The sequence below is a fragment of the Leptothrix cholodnii SP-6 genome (genome assembly GCF_000019785.1).
Lineage (GTDB): Bacteria > Pseudomonadota > Gammaproteobacteria > Burkholderiales > Burkholderiaceae_C > Sphaerotilus > Sphaerotilus cholodnii.
The window spans coordinates 3,834,773-3,850,755 of record NC_010524.1 but is presented as its reverse complement, the minus strand read 5'-3'; the positions used below and the strand labels follow the sequence as shown (position 1 = coordinate 3,850,755).

Annotated in this window: 14 protein-coding genes; 2 read left to right on the top strand and 12 right to left on the bottom strand. The window is 67.8% G+C overall.

What is annotated here, in order from left to right; genetic code table 11:
* Position 1: 1 nt before the first annotated feature.
* Positions 2-1,396 carry a M23 family metallopeptidase gene (locus LCHO_RS17180; RefSeq protein ID WP_012348451.1) on the bottom strand — a complete coding sequence of 465 codons (1,395 nt, stop codon included), beginning with the start codon at positions 1,394-1,396 and terminating at the stop codon, positions 2-4.
* A 175-nt stretch (positions 1,397-1,571) separates the two neighbouring features.
* Here LCHO_RS17180 and tyrS point away from each other — a divergent pair, with 175 nt between their 5' ends.
* Positions 1,572-2,813: a tyrosine--tRNA ligase gene (gene tyrS / locus LCHO_RS17175; RefSeq protein WP_012348450.1), complete on the top strand. Its 1,242-nt coding sequence runs from the start codon at positions 1,572-1,574 to the stop codon at positions 2,811-2,813.
* A gap of 14 nt (positions 2,814-2,827) precedes the next feature.
* Here the strand turns inward: tyrS and LCHO_RS17170 are convergent, their stop codons facing one another.
* The 11 genes from LCHO_RS17170 to LCHO_RS17120 form a co-directional block, all read right to left on the bottom strand.
* The gene (locus LCHO_RS17170; RefSeq protein WP_012348449.1) at positions 2,828-4,222 is read right to left on the bottom strand and encodes an ATP-binding protein; all 1,395 of its coding nucleotides are present in this window, start codon (positions 4,220-4,222) and stop codon (positions 2,828-2,830) included.
* Complete coding sequence (locus tag LCHO_RS17165; RefSeq protein WP_012348448.1) at positions 4,215-4,856, bottom strand: response regulator transcription factor; 642 nt, start codon at positions 4,854-4,856, stop codon at positions 4,215-4,217. Before LCHO_RS17165 ends, LCHO_RS17170 begins: the two co-directional genes overlap by 8 nt.
* Before the next feature lie 256 nt (positions 4,857-5,112).
* A complete protein-coding gene (locus LCHO_RS17160) occupies positions 5,113-6,087 on the bottom strand; it encodes a tripartite tricarboxylate transporter substrate-binding protein (protein ID WP_012348447.1) in 975 nt (324 codons plus the stop codon).
* Positions 6,088-6,201: 114 nt separating this feature from the next.
* Positions 6,202-7,464: a phenylacetate--CoA ligase family protein gene (locus LCHO_RS17155; RefSeq protein ID WP_012348446.1), complete on the bottom strand. Its 1,263-nt coding sequence runs from the start codon at positions 7,462-7,464 to the stop codon at positions 6,202-6,204.
* The gene (locus tag LCHO_RS17150; protein ID WP_012348445.1) at positions 7,457-7,756 is read right to left on the bottom strand and encodes a hypothetical protein; all 300 of its coding nucleotides are present in this window, start codon (positions 7,754-7,756) and stop codon (positions 7,457-7,459) included. The genes LCHO_RS17155 and LCHO_RS17150 overlap by 8 nt, the downstream gene beginning before the upstream one ends.
* A gap of 57 nt (positions 7,757-7,813) precedes the next feature.
* Positions 7,814-8,626: an ABC transporter ATP-binding protein gene (locus LCHO_RS17145; RefSeq protein ID WP_012348444.1), complete on the bottom strand. Its 813-nt coding sequence runs from the start codon at positions 8,624-8,626 to the stop codon at positions 7,814-7,816.
* A gap of 84 nt (positions 8,627-8,710) precedes the next feature.
* A complete protein-coding gene (locus tag LCHO_RS17140; protein ID WP_012348443.1) occupies positions 8,711-10,042 on the bottom strand; it encodes an ABC transporter substrate-binding protein in 1,332 nt (443 codons plus the stop codon).
* Positions 10,043-10,168: 126 nt separating this feature from the next.
* On the bottom strand, positions 10,169-11,233 hold the full coding sequence (locus tag LCHO_RS17135) for a branched-chain amino acid ABC transporter permease (RefSeq protein WP_012348442.1): 1,065 nt from the start codon (positions 11,231-11,233) through the stop codon (positions 10,169-10,171).
* A gap of 18 nt (positions 11,234-11,251) precedes the next feature.
* Entirely contained in the window at positions 11,252-12,181 is a 930-nt protein-coding gene (locus LCHO_RS17130) for a branched-chain amino acid ABC transporter permease (protein ID WP_012348441.1), read from the bottom strand.
* A gap of 99 nt (positions 12,182-12,280) precedes the next feature.
* Positions 12,281-13,075 (bottom strand): ABC transporter ATP-binding protein, encoded by a 795-nt coding sequence (locus LCHO_RS17125; RefSeq protein ID WP_012348440.1) that lies wholly within the window; start codon positions 13,073-13,075, stop codon positions 12,281-12,283.
* Positions 13,072-15,018 carry an AMP-dependent synthetase/ligase gene (locus LCHO_RS17120; RefSeq protein ID WP_012348439.1) on the bottom strand — a complete coding sequence of 649 codons (1,947 nt, stop codon included), beginning with the start codon at positions 15,016-15,018 and terminating at the stop codon, positions 13,072-13,074. The genes LCHO_RS17125 and LCHO_RS17120 overlap by 4 nt, the downstream gene beginning before the upstream one ends.
* A gap of 193 nt (positions 15,019-15,211) precedes the next feature.
* On the opposite strand from LCHO_RS17120, the gene LCHO_RS17115 reads away from it, so the two are divergent.
* Positions 15,212-15,967: a Crp/Fnr family transcriptional regulator gene (locus LCHO_RS17115; protein ID WP_012348438.1), complete on the top strand. Its 756-nt coding sequence runs from the start codon at positions 15,212-15,214 to the stop codon at positions 15,965-15,967.
* The last annotated feature ends 16 nt before the right edge of the window (positions 15,968-15,983 follow it).

The following is a 15,983-nucleotide window of genomic DNA, read 5'->3' as shown; positions in this document are numbered from 1 at the left end:
CTCACTCCATGCGAGCCACTGCGCCAGCCCGATGCATGCCGGCGGCCAGCCGCTCGCGCGCCACGGCCGCCACGTTGTCGAAGCGGGGCTTGGCGGCGGCGGGCAGTTCGACGGTTTCGGAGGCCCGGGCGATCTTGACCGGATCGACCTGCTTGCCCGCCAGCTTGAATTCGAAATGCAGGTGCGGGCCGGTGGCCCAGCCGGTCGAGCCCACCGCGCCGAGGCTTGCGCCCTGCGTGATCCGCTCGCCCTTGCGCACGTCGATGCGGCTCAGGTGTGCGTACACGGTGCTGCGTTCACCGGCATGCCGAACCACCACCACCTTGCCGTAGCCGTTCTGGACGCCGGCGAAATCCACCACGCCGTCGCCGACCGAGCGCACCGGCGTGCCGGTGGGCGCCGCATAGTCGACGCCCAGATGGGCCCGCCACTGCTTCAGGATCGGATGGAAGCGCATCGCGAAGCCCGAGCTCACGCGCGAGAACTTCAGCGGCGACGTCAGGAACAGGTGCGTCTTGCTCTTGCCGTCCGGGCCGTAGTAGCCACCCTTCTGGTCGCCATCCTGGAACCACACGGCCTCATGGGTGCGGCCGTCGTTGACGAAACGCGCGGCCAGCACGCGGCCGGCTTCCGAGTGCCAGGTGATGGGCTCGCCGTCGGCGGTGAGCGTTTCGTAGACCACCGAGAAGGTGTCGCCCTTGCGCAGTTCGCGGCGGAAATCGATCTCGCTGCCGAAGATCTCGGCCATCTGGACCGTCACGGCGTCGGGCAGCCCGGCGTCGTCTGCGGCGGCAAACAGGCTCGACTCGATCGTGCCCGAACCGACCTGCACGTCGGCCACCAGCGGGAGATCCTGCGCGGTGGCGCTCAGGCCCTGGGCGGTGCGGGTGATCGTCAGGCGATTGAAATGGGTGGCCGCGTGCCGGCTGTCGGCCGCCGGACCGCGCACCACCAGTTCCTGCAGCTGACCGCCGCCGGCGCTGCCGTCGCCGCGGGCGCGGATCAGCTTGCCGCTGCGGCCCATCAGCGTGCGCTGGGCGGTGCGATCGTTGCGCAGGAAGGCTGCGGCTTCGGGATCGTGGATGCCCAGGCGGCTGAGCAGGGTGTCGGCGGTGTCGGTCGACCGCGTGACGTCGCTGCGGTGCAGCGTCAGCGCCAGTTCGTCGAGCGCCTGCAACTGGCCCGACAGATCTTGCGCCGCGAAACTTTCACTGATGATGCGGGTGGCCACCGGCGTGGTGTCGATCGCCGTCAGCGGTGCGACCCCGAAGGCCGTCACGCCGCTGCCCAGCAGCAGCGTGAGGACGGCGCCGCTGATGACCCGGGGGTGATGGCGTAGCGCCAGTTCTGCACGCGCCATCCAATGGCGCGTGTGTTCACCGAAATTCTTGACCATGTCGTCTCTGTGCTGGCGGTGCGACGTGGATGCACCTGGTTACTGCTTGAATCCGCTCCCTCAGGCCACGTCCCGGCGGCATTTGATGCCGCTCTAGAATCCGGATCGCCTTGCGACCGACCGAGTATACCGGCGCGTACCAGCGTGAATTTTTGTAATAACCCGTAGCTATTTCATGTCCAGCCTGCCGTTCAGCAACACCTCGCCCACTCCGCCCTCCGACGCCGTCCTGGCGGCCCTGCAAGTGAGCCGGCGGGGCTGCGAGGAGTTGCTGCCCGAAGCCGACTGGCTCAAGAAGCTCGTGCGCTCGGAGGCCAGCGGCACGCCGCTGCGCATCAAGCTCGGCCTCGACCCGACCGCGCCCGACATCCACCTCGGCCACACCGTGGTGCTCAACAAGCTGCGCCAGCTGCAGGACCTGGGCCACACGGTGATCTTCCTGATCGGCGACTTCACGTCGATGATCGGCGACCCGTCCGGGCGCAACACCACCCGCCCGCCGCTGACGGCCGAGCAGATCAAGCTCAACGCCGAAACCTACTACCGCCAGGCCAGCCTGGTGCTCGATCCGGCGCGCACCGAGATCCGCTACAACAGCGAGTGGTGCGACCCGCTGGGCGCGCGCGGCATGATCGCGCTGGCCTCGCGCTACACCGTGGCGCGCATGATGGAGCGCAACGATTTCCACGAGCGCTTCCATGCCGGCACCTCGATCGCGGTGCACGAGTTCCTGTACCCGCTGATGCAGGGTTACGACTCGGTGGCGCTGAAAAGCGACCTCGAGCTCGGCGGCACCGACCAGAAGTTCAACCTGCTGATGGGCCGCCACCTGCAGGCCGAATACGGCCAGGAGCCGCAGTGCATCCTGACCATGCCGCTGCTGGTCGGGCTCGACGGCGTCGAGAAGATGTCCAAGAGCAAGGGCAACTACATCGGCATCAGCGAGGCGGCCAACGACATGTTCGCCAAGCTGCTGTCGATCAGCGACACGCTGATGTGGTCGTACTTCACCCTGCTGAGCTTTCGCAGCGAAGAGGCGATCGCTGCGCTCAAGGCCGAGGTCGACGCCGGCCGCAACCCCAAGGACGCCAAGGTGCTGCTGGCCAAGGAGATCACCGCGCGCTTCCACGGCGCGGCGGCGGCGGACGCGGCCGAGCAGGATTTCCAGAATCGCGCCAAGGGCGGCATTCCCGATGATCTGCCGCAGGTCAGCCTGTCGGGCGCGCCGCTGGGCATCGGCGCCTTGCTCAAGCAGGCCAACCTGGTGCCGTCGTCCAGCGAGGCCATGCGCCTGATCGAGCAGGGCGGCGTGCGCATCGACGGCGGCGTGATCAGCGACAAGGGCCTCAAGCTCGCCGCCGGCCGCTACGTGCTGCAGGTGGGCAAGCGCAAGTTCGCGCAGGTCGATCTGAGTTGAGGCCGGGTGGCGGCTCAGCCGCCGCCGGGCGGATCCTGCCGGGCGGCGGCTGCCTCCTCGGCCTGGGCGCCCTCGGGGAAGTACAGGCTGACTTCGAAGCGCCAGCCGCCCGCGACGCCGTCGAGTGACGTGAAATCCAGCGTCGCGCCGGACTGGCGGGCGACGGTCTGGACCATCGTGAGCCCCAGCCCCGATCCTTCGGCCACCGTGGGGCCGCGTTCGAACGGCTTGGCCAGACGCTGCAGCTCGTCGGCGGCGATGCCCGGGCCGCAGTCCTGCACCGCCAGCCGGCGATGGCCGACACAGACCCGCACGCGAGGCTGCTCGCCGCCGTGCTTCAGGGCGTTGTCGATCAGGTTGCGCAGGGCGATGCCCAGGGCGTCGACGTCGCCGGACACCTCTTCGTGTGCGCCGTCGGTGTTTTCGGTCGGCAGCAGGAAACCCTGGGCGCGCGCGTCGCCGAACTCGTCGGTCACCAGCTCGGCGAGCTGGCGCAGATCGACGTCCGTGCGCTTGAGTGCGACCCCCGAATCCACCCGCGCCAGCTGCAGCAGCCGGCTCGCCAGCCGCGTCAGGCGATCGAGCTGGCGCATCAGGGCCAGCGCCCGTTCGACCAGCTGCGGCGTGCCGTGCTCGTTCGCCTCGACGGCCAGGCGCTGTGCCTGCGCCCGCGCGGCCGCCAGCGGCGTGCGCAGCTCGTGGGCGGTGTGGGCGGCGAAGGCCCGCTCGGCCTCCACCAGCGAACTCACCCGCGCCATCATCCGGTTGACGGTCTCGAGCATCGGTTGCAGTTCGAGCGGTGCAGCCGACACGTCGACCGCATGCAGCTCATGCGGGGCGCGCCGGTCGAGGTTGTCCCGCACCGGCTCGAGCGTCAGGAACGATTGCCGCAACACGCGCGTCAAGACCAGCGCCATCAGCGGCAGCAGCACCACCAGCGGTGCGATCAGCCAGGCGTTGAGGTCCCAGAGTGCGCCGTTGCGGTGCGACTGCGACTCGCCGATCAGGACCCGGCGCGACCGATCCGGATGGGTCAGGCTGAAGAGGTACCAGCGGTCGGTCTCGATCCGGCCATCCTGCTGCACGGCGATCATGGGCGTGGTCGGCGCGGCGTGGGAGCGCAGGCGCAGGCGGCCGTTGCCGTCGTAGACCTGATAGACGATGTCGGCCTCGTCGGTGCCGATCTCGATCACCCGCGGCGGCGAGCTGCCATCGCCGAGCGCCTCGTCGGGCATCACCATCAGCTGCTCGGCGGTTTCGAGCAGGATCAGGTCGAGCAGGGCATTGGTCTGCGAACGCAGTCCGTACCAGACTACCACCGATGCCGCAACCCACAGTCCGCCGATCAGCAGCAGCAGCCGATGTCGCAGCAGCCGTTCGAGGCTGTTCTTTCTGCCGGTCTCAGACATCGAGCCGATAGCCCATGCCGCGATGGGTGCTGATCACGTCGGCCCCCAGCTTCTTGCGCAGCCGGCTGACGATCACCTCGAGCGTGTTGCTGTCGCTGCTGGGCTGGCCGTCGGCGGCCAGCGCGACATCGATTTCGCCGCGGTTGAAGATGCGTCCTGGTCGGCTGGCCAGGCAGCGCAGCACCGCCCATTCCATGGCCGTCAGGTCGAGCGGCTGGCCCTGGTGCAGCACCTGGCGCTGCTCGAGATCGACCACGTTGTCGTGCACCTGCAGGCGCGGCGAGGGTGAGCTGCGCCGCAGCACGGCGTCGATGCGGGCGAGCATCTCGTCGAGGTCGAAGGGCTTGACGAGGTAGTCGTCGGCGCCCGCCTGCAGGCCTCGGATGCGGTCGCTGACCTGGTCACGTGCGGTCAGCATGATCACCGGTGTCAGGCGTCCGGCCTGGCGCCAGTAGCGCACCAGGTCGACGCCGTCGCCGTCGGGCAGGTTGAGGTCGACCAGGGCCAGATCGAAGGTCACGTTGCGCACCTGGGAGACCAGCTTGCACCAGTAGACCGAATGGCCCGCCGCCTCCAGGTGGTCGTCGACCGCCTGACCCAGATCGATGTCGTCTTCAAGCAGGAGTACACGCATGAGCGGCCATTGCACCAGGGGCAGAGTTGTTGTCGATGGGGGGCGAGACTTGCAGCACGCAAACCACGCAGTTCAGATTGTCGAAAACCTGAAACTTTTGATCTCGATCGAGATCGCCGCAATCGTACTCAAGACTGGTGCCTGAACCGAACATAAAAAAAGCGGCACACCCGACGGTGTGCCGCTTTTGCCGATTCGAGGCTTCATCGACACCTCGCCGGGGCTGATGCCCGACGATTTGTCGCGTTTTGTCGACTCAGTCGGCGTACTGGCCAGCGGCCTTGATCGCCGGCGTCCACTTGTTGATCTCGCTGGTGACCCAGGCCTTGTGCTCGGCCGGGTTGGTGCGCGCATCGGTCGTCACCACGGCGCCCAGCGCTTCTTCACGCTTGATGAATTCCGGATCCTTCAGCGCAGCCTTGAGGGCGGTGTTGACCTTGTCGAGCACCGCCTTGGGCGTGCCCTTGGGGGCATACAGGCCGTGCCAGATCGACACGTTGAAACCCTTCAGGCCGGATTCGTCGAGCGTCGGCAGATTGGACAGGGCCGGCGTCGTCAGGCGCTTGCTGCTGGTGACCGCAAACGCCTTGACCTTGCCCGACGCGATCTGGCTGGTGGTGTTGGTGGTCTGGTCGCACATCAGGTCGACCTGGCCGCCCAGCAGATCGGTCATGGCCGGCGCAGTGCCCTTGTACGGCACGGTGGTCATGTCGATCTTGAGGCTCTGCTGGAACAGCAGGCCGCACAGGTGCGAGGCGGCGCCCAGGCCGGCGTTGGCCAGGTTGATCTTGCCGCGGTTGGCCTCGAGCCACTTCACCAGTTCGGCGTAGTTGTTGGCCGGCAGCGTCGAGCGGCCGACCAGCGTCATCGGCACTTCGTTGATCAGGCCCAGGTACTCGAAGTCCTCGAGCGTCTTGTAGGGCATGTTGCGGTACAGCGCCGGCGAGGTCGCCATGCCGACGTGATACAGCAGCAGCGTGTGGCCGTCCGGTGCCGCCTTGGCGACCTTCGATGCGCCCAGCGTGCCGCCGGCGCCGCCGACGTTCTCGACCACGATCGTCGCGCCGCCCAGCGGCTTGCGCAGCGCTTCGGCGAAGTCGCGTGCGACCTTGTCGGTCGGGCCACCGGCTGCAAACGGCACCACGATCGTGACCGGCTTGCTCGGATATTCCTGCGCGAATGCCGCGCCTGCAGTCAGAACGGCCAACGAGGCCAGCATCAGTTTCTTCATTCAACGTCTCCTAGAGCGGAACAGACCATCGGACATCGTGCCGATGCTAGCGGCGGCATGTCGCCCGTCCATGTCGGGAACCACGTAGAAACCGATGCACGGGCGCCGCCGCGCTCAGTGGTAGCTTCGCGCATCCTCGATCACCTTGCCGTCGTTGGGCAGACTGCCGGGTGCGAGCAGCTCGACCTCGGCGCGCAGCTTGGTGACGTCGCGCACGCTGTGTGCCACCTGTTCGGCCAGACCTGCGGGGGCGTCGGCCACCTCGACCTTCAGCGTCATGCGGTCGTTGGCCATCTCGCCTTCGACCACCAGCCGGGCGCGCAGCAGTGCCGGATGACGCCTCACCACCTCGGCCACCTGCGAGGGGTGCACGAACATGCCGCGCACCTTGGTGGTCTGGTCGGCCCGGCCCAGCCAGCCCTTGATGCGGGTGTTGCTGCGCCCGCTCGGGCAGGCGCCCGGCAGCACCGCCGACAGGTCGCCGGTGCCGAAGCGGATCAGCGGGTAATCCGGATTGAGCGTGGTGATGACCAGTTCGCCGACCTCGCCGTCGGGCACCGGGTCGCCGGTGCCGGGACGCACGATCTCGACCACCACGCCCTCGTCGATCACCAGGCCTTCGCGGGCCGGCGTCTCGTAGGCGATCAGCCCGAGATCGGCGGTGGCGTAGCACTGGTAGCCCTCGATGCCGCGCTCGCGCAGCCAGTCGCGCAGGCTCGGCGGGAAGGCCTCGCCGCTGACCAGCGCCTTGCGCACGCTGCCGATGTCGACACCGGTCTCGGCGGCCTTGTCGACCAGGATCTTCAGGAAGCTCGGCGTGCCGATGTAGCCCGCCGGCTTGAGTTCGGCGATGGCCTGCAACTGCAACTCGGTGTTGCCGACACCACCCGGAAACACCGTGCAGCCCAGCGCCAGCGCGCCGGTTTCCATCATCGATCCGGCCGGCGTCAGGTGGTAGCTGAAGCTGTTGTGCACCAGATCGCCGGCGCGGAAGCCGGCGGCGCGTATCGCCCGCGCCATGCGCCAGTAGTCGCCGGCCTCGCCTTCGGGTTCGTAGATCGGCCCGGGCGACTGGAACACCCGCCGGGTGCGCCGCGCGCCGGCCTGGCTGGCCCAGCCGATGGTCGCGAAACCGCCGAAGGCGTCGCTGGCGCGTTGCGCCTTCTGGCGTTCCAGCAGCTCGCTCTTGCGTGTCACCGGCAGGCCGGCCAGCGCGGCGCGGCTGGTCACGGCACCGGCGTCGACACCGGCGAGGATGGCGCCGAAGGCCGCGCTGTGCTGCTGCGCGTGGCCGATCTGCGCCGGCAGCGCAGCCAGCAGGGCCGCCTCGCGGGTGGCGGGGGCGCGGGTCTCCAGCGCGTCGAGGGTCTCAGTCATCGTCTTCGCTCCAGGCGCCGAGTTGTTGTTTCAGGTGGGTGACGAAAGCGCGCTGCTCGGCGCTCGATGCCAGCGTCCGCGGCCGCCACTGCGGGCTGCGGCGCGACGGCCGCTCGACCACGGCCACCGCGATCGTGGCGCCGGCCACCGCCGCGCGCGCGATCGGCGTGCCACGCCGCTCGAACACGCCGGCACGCTCGGTCAGCCCCAGCTCGCGCAGCTCGCGGCGCAGCCGCTGCAGGGCCTCGTCAGGCTTGAATGGCGGGGCGGCGAAGCCCCAGTCTTCCGACATCGATCCGGTCTCCAGCAGCGGGTGTCTTCAGCCGGCAAGCAGGCCGCACGCAGCGGGCTAGGCCAGCCAGCGCTTGCGCCGCTTGTAGCTCTTGACGTCCTTGAAGCTCTTGCGGTCGCCGCCGCCCATGCCGAGGTAGAACTCCTTGACGTCCTCGTTCTCGCGCAGCGCGTGGGCCTCGCCGTCCATCACGATGCGGCCGTTCTCGAGGATGTAGCCGTAGTCGGCGTAGCGCAGCGCGATGTTGGTGTTCTGCTCGGCCAGCAGGAAGGTCACGCGTTCCTTGGTGTTGAGGTCCTTCACGATCTCGAACACCTCCTCGACGATCTGCGGCGCCAGGCCCATCGACGGCTCGTCGAGCAGCACCATCTTCGGGTTGGCCATCAGCGCGCGGCCGATCGCGCACATCTGCTGTTCGCCGCCCGAGGTGTAGGCGGCCTGGCTGGTGCGGCGCGTCTTCAGGCGCGGGAAGTAGTTGTAGACCTTCTCCAGCGTCTCGGCCACCGCGGCCTTGCCGTCGCGGCGGGTGTAGGCGCCGGTCATCAGGTTGTCCTCGATCGACAGGTGGGCGAAGCAGTGCCGGCCTTCCATCACCTGCACCACGCCGCGGTTGACCATGTCCGAGGTGCTGAGCTTCTCGATGCGCTCGCCGCGCAGCTCGATGCTGCCCTTGGTGACGTCGCCGCGCTCGCCGGCCAGCAGGTTGCTGACCGCACGCAGCGTGGTCGTCTTGCCCGCGCCGTTGCCGCCCAGCAGCGCCACCACGCGGCCTTCGGGCACCTGCAGGCTCACGCCCTTGAGCACCAGGATGACGTGGTTGTAGATGACCTCGATGCCGTTGACGTTGAGAAGGATGTTCGGTGTGCTCATCGCGTGCCCTTGTGACTCTTCGCAGCACCGCCCGCGGCGCTGTGAAGAGGGCCCCGAGGGGCCCTCGTGTGTGAAACGTTCAGGTCAGCCTTGGCAGTCGGCCGGTGCGCGGCGCGTCAGCTTCTTCTCGACCGCGTACTTGTCGGCCGCGGCCTTGACCATCGGCTTGATGATCATCTCGTCGGCCTGCAGCCAGTCGGACGTGAAGCTCCACTTGGCGCCGTCCCAGGTCTGCACGCGGGCCCAGGTCGAGCCCATGTGGTCCTGGCACGAGGTGCTGATCGGGCGGATCACGCCGGTCAGGCCCAGCGTGGCGAGCTTCTTGTCGTCGAGCGCCAGGTTCTCCAGGCCCCAGCGCACCTGCTCGCTGGTCATGACCTTGCCCTTGCCGTACTTCTCCTGCGCGCGGCGCACCGCCTCAACGCCCAGCGCCTGGATGATCAGGCCGCGGGTGTAGAGCACCGAGCCCACTTCATCCTTCGGCCCCGTGCCCTGGCCCTTGTCGTGCACGTATTTCAGGATGTCCTGGATCACCTTGGGCTGCTGGCCCGAGGTGTTGAGCGCCAGCGCGTTGTAGCCCTTGGCACCTTCGGCGACGTCCTTGACGTCGGGTTCGGCACCCGCCCACCAGACGCCGTACATCTTCTCGCGCGGGTAGCCGGTGGCCTGCGCTTCCTTGAGCGCGGTCGAGTTCATCACGCCCCAGCCCCACAGCAGCACGTAATCCGGGCGCTGCTGGCGCACCTGCAGCCAGGCTGATTTCTGCTCCACGCCCGGCGCCGTCACCGGAATCTTGACCAGCTCGAAGCCGTGCATCTTCTGGCGCTCGTCGAGCAGCGGGATCGGCTCCTTGCCGAACGGGCTGTCGTGGTAGACCAGCGCGATCTTCTTGCCACGCAGCTTGTCGAGGCCGCCTTCCTTCTTGCCGATGTGCTGGATCAGCATGTCGGCGCCGGTCCAGTAGCTGCCCATCAGCGGGAAGTTCCACTTGAACACGCCGCCATCGGCCGCCGCCGACAGGCCGTAGCCGAGCGTGATCAGCGGGATCTTGTCGCCCGGCGCCTTGTCGGTGAGCGCGAAGGTGATGCCGGTCGACTGCGGATCGATCAGCGTGGCGCCCTTGCCCTTGAGGCGCTCGTAGCACTCGACGCCCTTGTCGGTGGCGTAGCCGGTCTCGCATTCCTCGAAGCTGATCTTCACGCCGTTGATGCCGCCGTCACGGGCGTTGATCATCTTGATGTAGTCCTGCTTGCCGTTGGCCCACGGCACGCCGTTGGGCGCGTACGGGCCGGTGCGATAGACCAGCAGCGGGAAGTACTGCTCCTTGACCTGGGCCTGCGCGGCGGTGGCCGAAACCAGGCTGGCAAGACCGGCCGCGGCGATGGCCGCGGTCGTGGCGATGGACTTCAACTTCATGTTTGTCTCCAGAGGGTCTAGGGAAACGCACGCGTCAGTGCGGGTACGGGAACGTGAGACTCAGAACGCTCTAGGCGGCGATTCGTCCGTCGGGGTTTGTGCGGGGGCGCAGGCGCTGCGACGGCGTCAATGCGGGAAGGGCCACAGCCGCAGCTTCTCTTTGGCGATCGACCACAGCCGGGCCAGGCCGTGCGGTTCGACGATCAGGAAGAACACGATCAGCGCGCCGAAGATCATCGACGTCAGGTGCGCGGCGGTGGCGGTGTCGATCGGGATGCCGAACCAGTAGGGCGCGTTGTCGAGCAGGATCGGCAGCAGCACGATGAAGGCGGCGCCGAAGAAGCTGCCCATGATCGAGCCCAGCCCGCCGATGATCACCATGAACAGCAGCTGGAACGAGCGGTCGATCGAGAACGCCGCCGGCTCCCACGAGCCCAGGTGCACGAAGCCCCACAGCCCGCCGGCCACGCCGACGATGAAGCTGCTGACCGCGAACGCGGTGAGCTTGGCGTAGATCGGCCGGATGCCGATCACCGCGGCGGCCACGTCCATGTCGCGCATCGCCATCCACTCGCGGCCGATGTTGCCGCGCACCAGGTTCTTGGCCAGCAGCGCGAAGACGCTCAGGAAGGCCAGGCAGAACAGGTACTTCTGCACCGGGGTGTCGATCGGGATGCCCAGCACGTTGAGCCCGGCCACGCTGACCGAACCCGACGACGAGTCGTTGGTGAACCAGCGGATGCGCAGGAAGGCCCAGTCGGTGAAGAACTGCGCCGCCAGCGTCGCCATCGCCAGGTACAGCCCCTTGATGCGCAGGCTCGGGATGCCGAACAGCACGCCCACGCCGGTGGCGCACAGCCCGCCCAGCAGCAGCGCGGCGATCAGCGGCATGCCGTCGATGCGCACCGAGAAGTTGTAGGCCGCATACGCGCCCACCGCCATGAAGGCGCCGGTGCCCAGCGAGATCTGGCCGCAGTAGCCGACCAGGATGTTCAGCCCCAGCGCCGCCAGCGACAGGATCAGGAACGGGATCAGGATGGCGCGGAAGACGTACTCGGACGCGATCGCCGGCACCACCAGCGCCGCGAACGCGAGCAGCAGCAGCACGGCGATGCGGTCCTGGCGGATCGGGAAGATCTGCTGGTCGGCACGGTAGCTGGTCTTGAACTGACCGTTTTCACGATAAATCATGTTGTTGTCCTTGGGTGCTCAGACGCGGTCGATGATCTTCTCGCCGAACAAGCCTTGCGGCCGCACGACCAGGAACAGCAGCGCCAGCACGTAGGCGAACCAGATCTCGATGCCGCCGCCGAACATCGGGCCGATGTAGACCTCCGAGAGCTTCTCGCCCACGCCGATGATCAGGCCGCCGATGATGGCGCCGGGCACGCTGGTCAGGCCGCCCAGGATCACCACCGGCAGCGCCTTCAGCGCCACCAGCGAGAGCGAGAACTGCACCCCCAGCTTGCTGCCCCAGATCATTCCGGCGACCAGCGCGACGAAGCCCGCGACCGACCAGACGATGACCCAGATGCGGCTGAGCGGGATGCCGATCGACTGCGCCGCCTGGTGGTCGTCGGCCACCGCACGCAGCGCGCGGCCGGTGGCGGTCTTCTGGAAGAACAGGCTCAGCGCGGCCACCAGCGCGGCGGCGATCACCGCGGCGTAGAGGTCCTCCTGGCTGATCAGCACGCCGCCCTGGAACACGCTCTCGAACAGGAACAGCGGGTCCTTGGGCAGGCCGACGTCGATCTTGTAGATGTCCGAGCCGAACAGCGTCTGGCCGAAGCCGTCGAGGAAGTAGGTGATGCCCAGCGTGGCCATCAGCAGCGTGATGCCTTCCTGGTTGACCAGCTTGCCGAGCACGAAACGCTCGATCACCCAGGCCACCGCGATCATCGCCAGCATCGCCATGCCGAAGCCGATCAGGTTGGCGAGGATCTTGTTGTCGAAGCCCAGCAGCTGGGGCGCCCACTCCGCGAAGCGCGCCATGGCCAGCGCCGCGAACAGCACCATCGCGCCCTGCGCGAAGTTGAAGACGCCGCTGGCCTTGTAGATCAGCACGAAGCCGAGCGCGATCAGCGAATACAGCATGCCCGCCATCAGGCCGCCGAACAAGGTTTCCAGGAAAAAGCCCATGATGTTTTTACTCGGTTCAGTTGCCGCCGGGCCGCCCCAAGGCAACTGGCGCCCCCTCGGGGGGCAGCGCAGCGCACGAAGTGGCAAGCGTGGGGGTCATCAGTGACTCGTGCCGAGGTACGCGCTGATGACGTCCTCGTTGGCGCGCACTTCATCGGGCGTGCCGTCGCCGATCTTCTTGCCGTAGTCGAGCACCACGACGCGGTCGGAGATGTCCATCACCACGCCCATGTCGTGTTCGATCAGCACGATGGTGGTGCCGAACTCGTCGTTGACGTCGAGGATGAAGCGGCACATGTCCTGCTTCTCCTCGACGTTCATGCCGGCCATCGGCTCGTCGAGCAGCAGCACCTGCGGCTCCATCGCCAGCGCGCGGCCGAGGTCGACGCGCTTCTGCAGGCCGTAGGGCAGACGGCCCACGGGCGTCTTGCGGAAGGCCTGGATCTCGAGGAAGTCGATGATCTGCTCGACGTGCGCGCGGTGCGCCTCTTCCTCGCGGGCGGCCGCGCCGATGCGCAGCGCCTGCTGGAACAGGTTGCACTTCATCTTCATGTTGCGCCCGGTCATGATGTTGTCGATCACGCTCATGCCCTTGAACAGCGCCAGGTTCTGGAAGGTGCGTGCCACGCCCATCTCGGCTACCTGGCGGCTGTTCATGTGGCCGAAGGTCTGGCCGCGGAAGGTGATGCTGCCTTCCTGCGGCGCATAGACGCCATTGATGCAGTTGAGCATCGAGCTCTTGCCCGCGCCGTTGGGGCCGATGATGGCGCGCACCTCGTGCTCGCGCACGTTGAAGCTGATGTCGGTCAGCGCCTTGACGCCGCCGAATCGCAGGCTGATGTTCCTGACGTCGAGGATGACGTCGCCGATCTCTTTGTCGTTCGTGCCGCTCATGCCGCCCTCCGCACTGCCGGCAACGTCCGGGCGTCGCCGATCTTCAAGGTGGCCGAGACGCTGCCGCTGCGGCCGTCCTCGAACTTCACCACCGTCTCGATGAACTGCTCGGTCTTGCCGTCGTAGAGGGCGTCGACCAGCACCTTGTACTTGTCGTTGATGAAACCGCGCTTGACCTTGCGGGTGCGCGTCATCTCGCCGTCGTCGGCGTCGAGTTCCTTGTGCAGCACCAGGAAGCGGCTGATCTGGCTGCCGGTCAGCAAGGTGTCCTGCGCCAGGTCGGCGTTGACCTTCTCGATGCAGTCGCGGATCAGCTCGTAGACCTCGGGCTTCTGCGCCAGGTCGGTGTAGCCGGCGTAGGGCAGGTTGCGCTTTTCGGCCCAGTTGCCGACCGCCTCGACGTCGATGTTGATGAAGGCGCAGACCCGCTCGCGCCGGTCGCCGAAGGCCACCGCCTCCTTGATGTACGGGAAGAACTTCAGCTTGTTCTCGACGTACTTGGGCGCGAACATCGCGCCGTCGTTGGCGCCGCCCATCAGCCGGCCGACGTCCTTGACGCGGTCGATGATCTTGAGGTGGCCGTGCGCGTCGATGAAGCCGGCGTCGCTGGTGTGATACCAGCCCTCGGCGTTGAGCACCTCGGCCGTGGCGGCCGGGTTCTTGTAGTACTCCTTGAGCAGGCCGCCGCTCTTGACCAGGATCTCGCCGTTGTCGGCCAGCTTGATCTGCACGCCCTCGATCGGCACGCCCACCGTGTCGGCGCGGGCCTCGTGGTCGGGCTGCAGGCAGACGAACACGGCGGTCTCGGTCGAGCCGTAGAGCTGCTTCAAGTTGATGCCGATCGAGCGGTAGAAGGTGAACAGGTCGGGCCCGATCGCCTCGCCGGCGGTGTAGGCCACGCGCACCCGGCTCATGCCCAGCGAGTTGCGCAGCGGGCCGTAGATGCACAGGTCGCCGAGCGCGTACTTGAAGCGGTCGAGCGCGCCCAGCTGTTGCCCGTCCATGCGCGCCGGGCCGACCCGGCGGGCCAGCGCCATGCAGCGCTCGAACAGCCACTTCTTGATGCGGCTGGCGTCTTCCATGCGGATCATCACGCTGGTCAGCAGGCCCTCGAAGACGCGCGGCGGCGCAAAGTAGTAGGTCGGGCCGATCTCTTTCAGGTCGATCGTCACGGTGGCGGCCGACTCGGGGCAGTTGACGACGTAGCCGCACACCAGCCACTGCGCGTAGCTGAAGCAGTTCTGGCCGATCCAGGCCGGCGGCAGGTAGGCCAGCACCTCCTCGTGCTCGGTCAGCTTGTCGAAACGCGCGCCGGCGCCGGAGCGGTCGATCAGCGACGCGTGCGTGTGCACCACGCCCTTGGGGTTGCCGGTGGTGCCGGAGGTGAAGAACATCGCCGCCACGTCGTCGGCCCGGGTGCGCTCGATCGCCGCCTCGAAGAAGCCGGCGTGGCGCTGCGCATGCACCTGGCCCTCGGCCATCAGCGCCTCGAGCGAGGCCAGGCCGGGCTCGTCGTACTTGCGCAGGCCGCGCGGATCGTCGAACCAGATGTGCGCGAGCTGCGGGCAGTGCTCGCGGATCTCGAGCATCTTGTCGACCTGTTCCTGGTCCTCGACCACCGCGAACGCGACCTCGGCGTTGTTGACCGGGAAGACGAATTCGGCCGCCACCGCGTCCTGGTACAGCGGCACCGGGATCGCGCCCAGGCTCTGTGCGGCGAGCATGGTGGCGCTCAGGCGTGGGCGGTTGTCGCCGACCACGATGATGTGCTGGCCGGCCTGCAGGCCGGCCGCGGCCAGGCCGCCGGCGATCAGGCGCACCTGCTCGGCCAGGTGGCGCCAGCTCCAGGTCTGCCAGATGCCGTATTCCTTCTCGCGCAGCGCCGGCGCATCGGGGCGTCGGGCGGCGTGTTCAAGCAGCAGGCGCGGGAATGTGGTGGACACCGGTGATCTCCTCGGGTCGGTGGGGTCGGCAGTGACCACACCGGGGTGCATGGTGCGCGATCGTAGGCAGATGTTTGACGTCAGGTTGTCGGCCGGACGACAATCTAAGGGACACCCCGGGCGGGACTTTCCCAGGTGTGTTGCACAGGCACTTGTCAGTGCCTCGTCAACTTGGACGCGTCACCTCGCCGGCATGGCCCCCGTCGACCCCTCCTTCCAGACCGCATCGCGGCCGACGCGCGAGCCGCTGCGCCAGCGCGCGCGCGCCGCCACCCGCGACGAACTCGAGATGGTGCCGTGGCTGAGGGTGCTGGCAGTCGACGAACGCGAGCGGGTGATCGCCGACCTGCAGGTGGTGGATGCGGCGGTGGGCGACTTCGTCTGCAAGATCGGCCGGCCGGCGAGCTTCTGGTTCGGCGTGGTCGACGGCCTGCTCAAGATGAGCAACGACAGCTCGGTCGGCACCTCGATCACCTTCACCGGCGTGCCGCCGGGCGCCTGGTTCGGCGAGGGCACGCTGCTCAAGCGCGAGGTCTACCGCTACAACATCGAGCCCTTGCGCAAGAGCGTGGTGGCGGGCTTGCCGGCCACCACCTTCGAGTGGCTGCTCGACCGCAGCATCGCCTTCAACCGCTACGTGATGAACCAGCTCAACGAGCGGCTCGGCCAGTTCATCGCCGCGCGCGAGATCGACCGCCTCAACGACCCCGACACCAAGGTGGCGCGCGGCCTGGCCGCGCTGTTCCACCCGGTGCTCTACCCCGGCGTGGGCGAGGTGCTGCGCATCACGCAGCAGGAGCTGGCGTATCTGGTCGGGCTGTCGCGCCAGCGGGTCAACGAGGCGCTGAAGACGCTGCAGGCGCAGGGCCTGATCCGCATCGAATACGGCGGCCTGCGGGTGCTCGACCTGGCCGGCCTGCGGCGCGTGCTGCACCGTGCACCGGAATGAAGCCGGGCCGGCATCT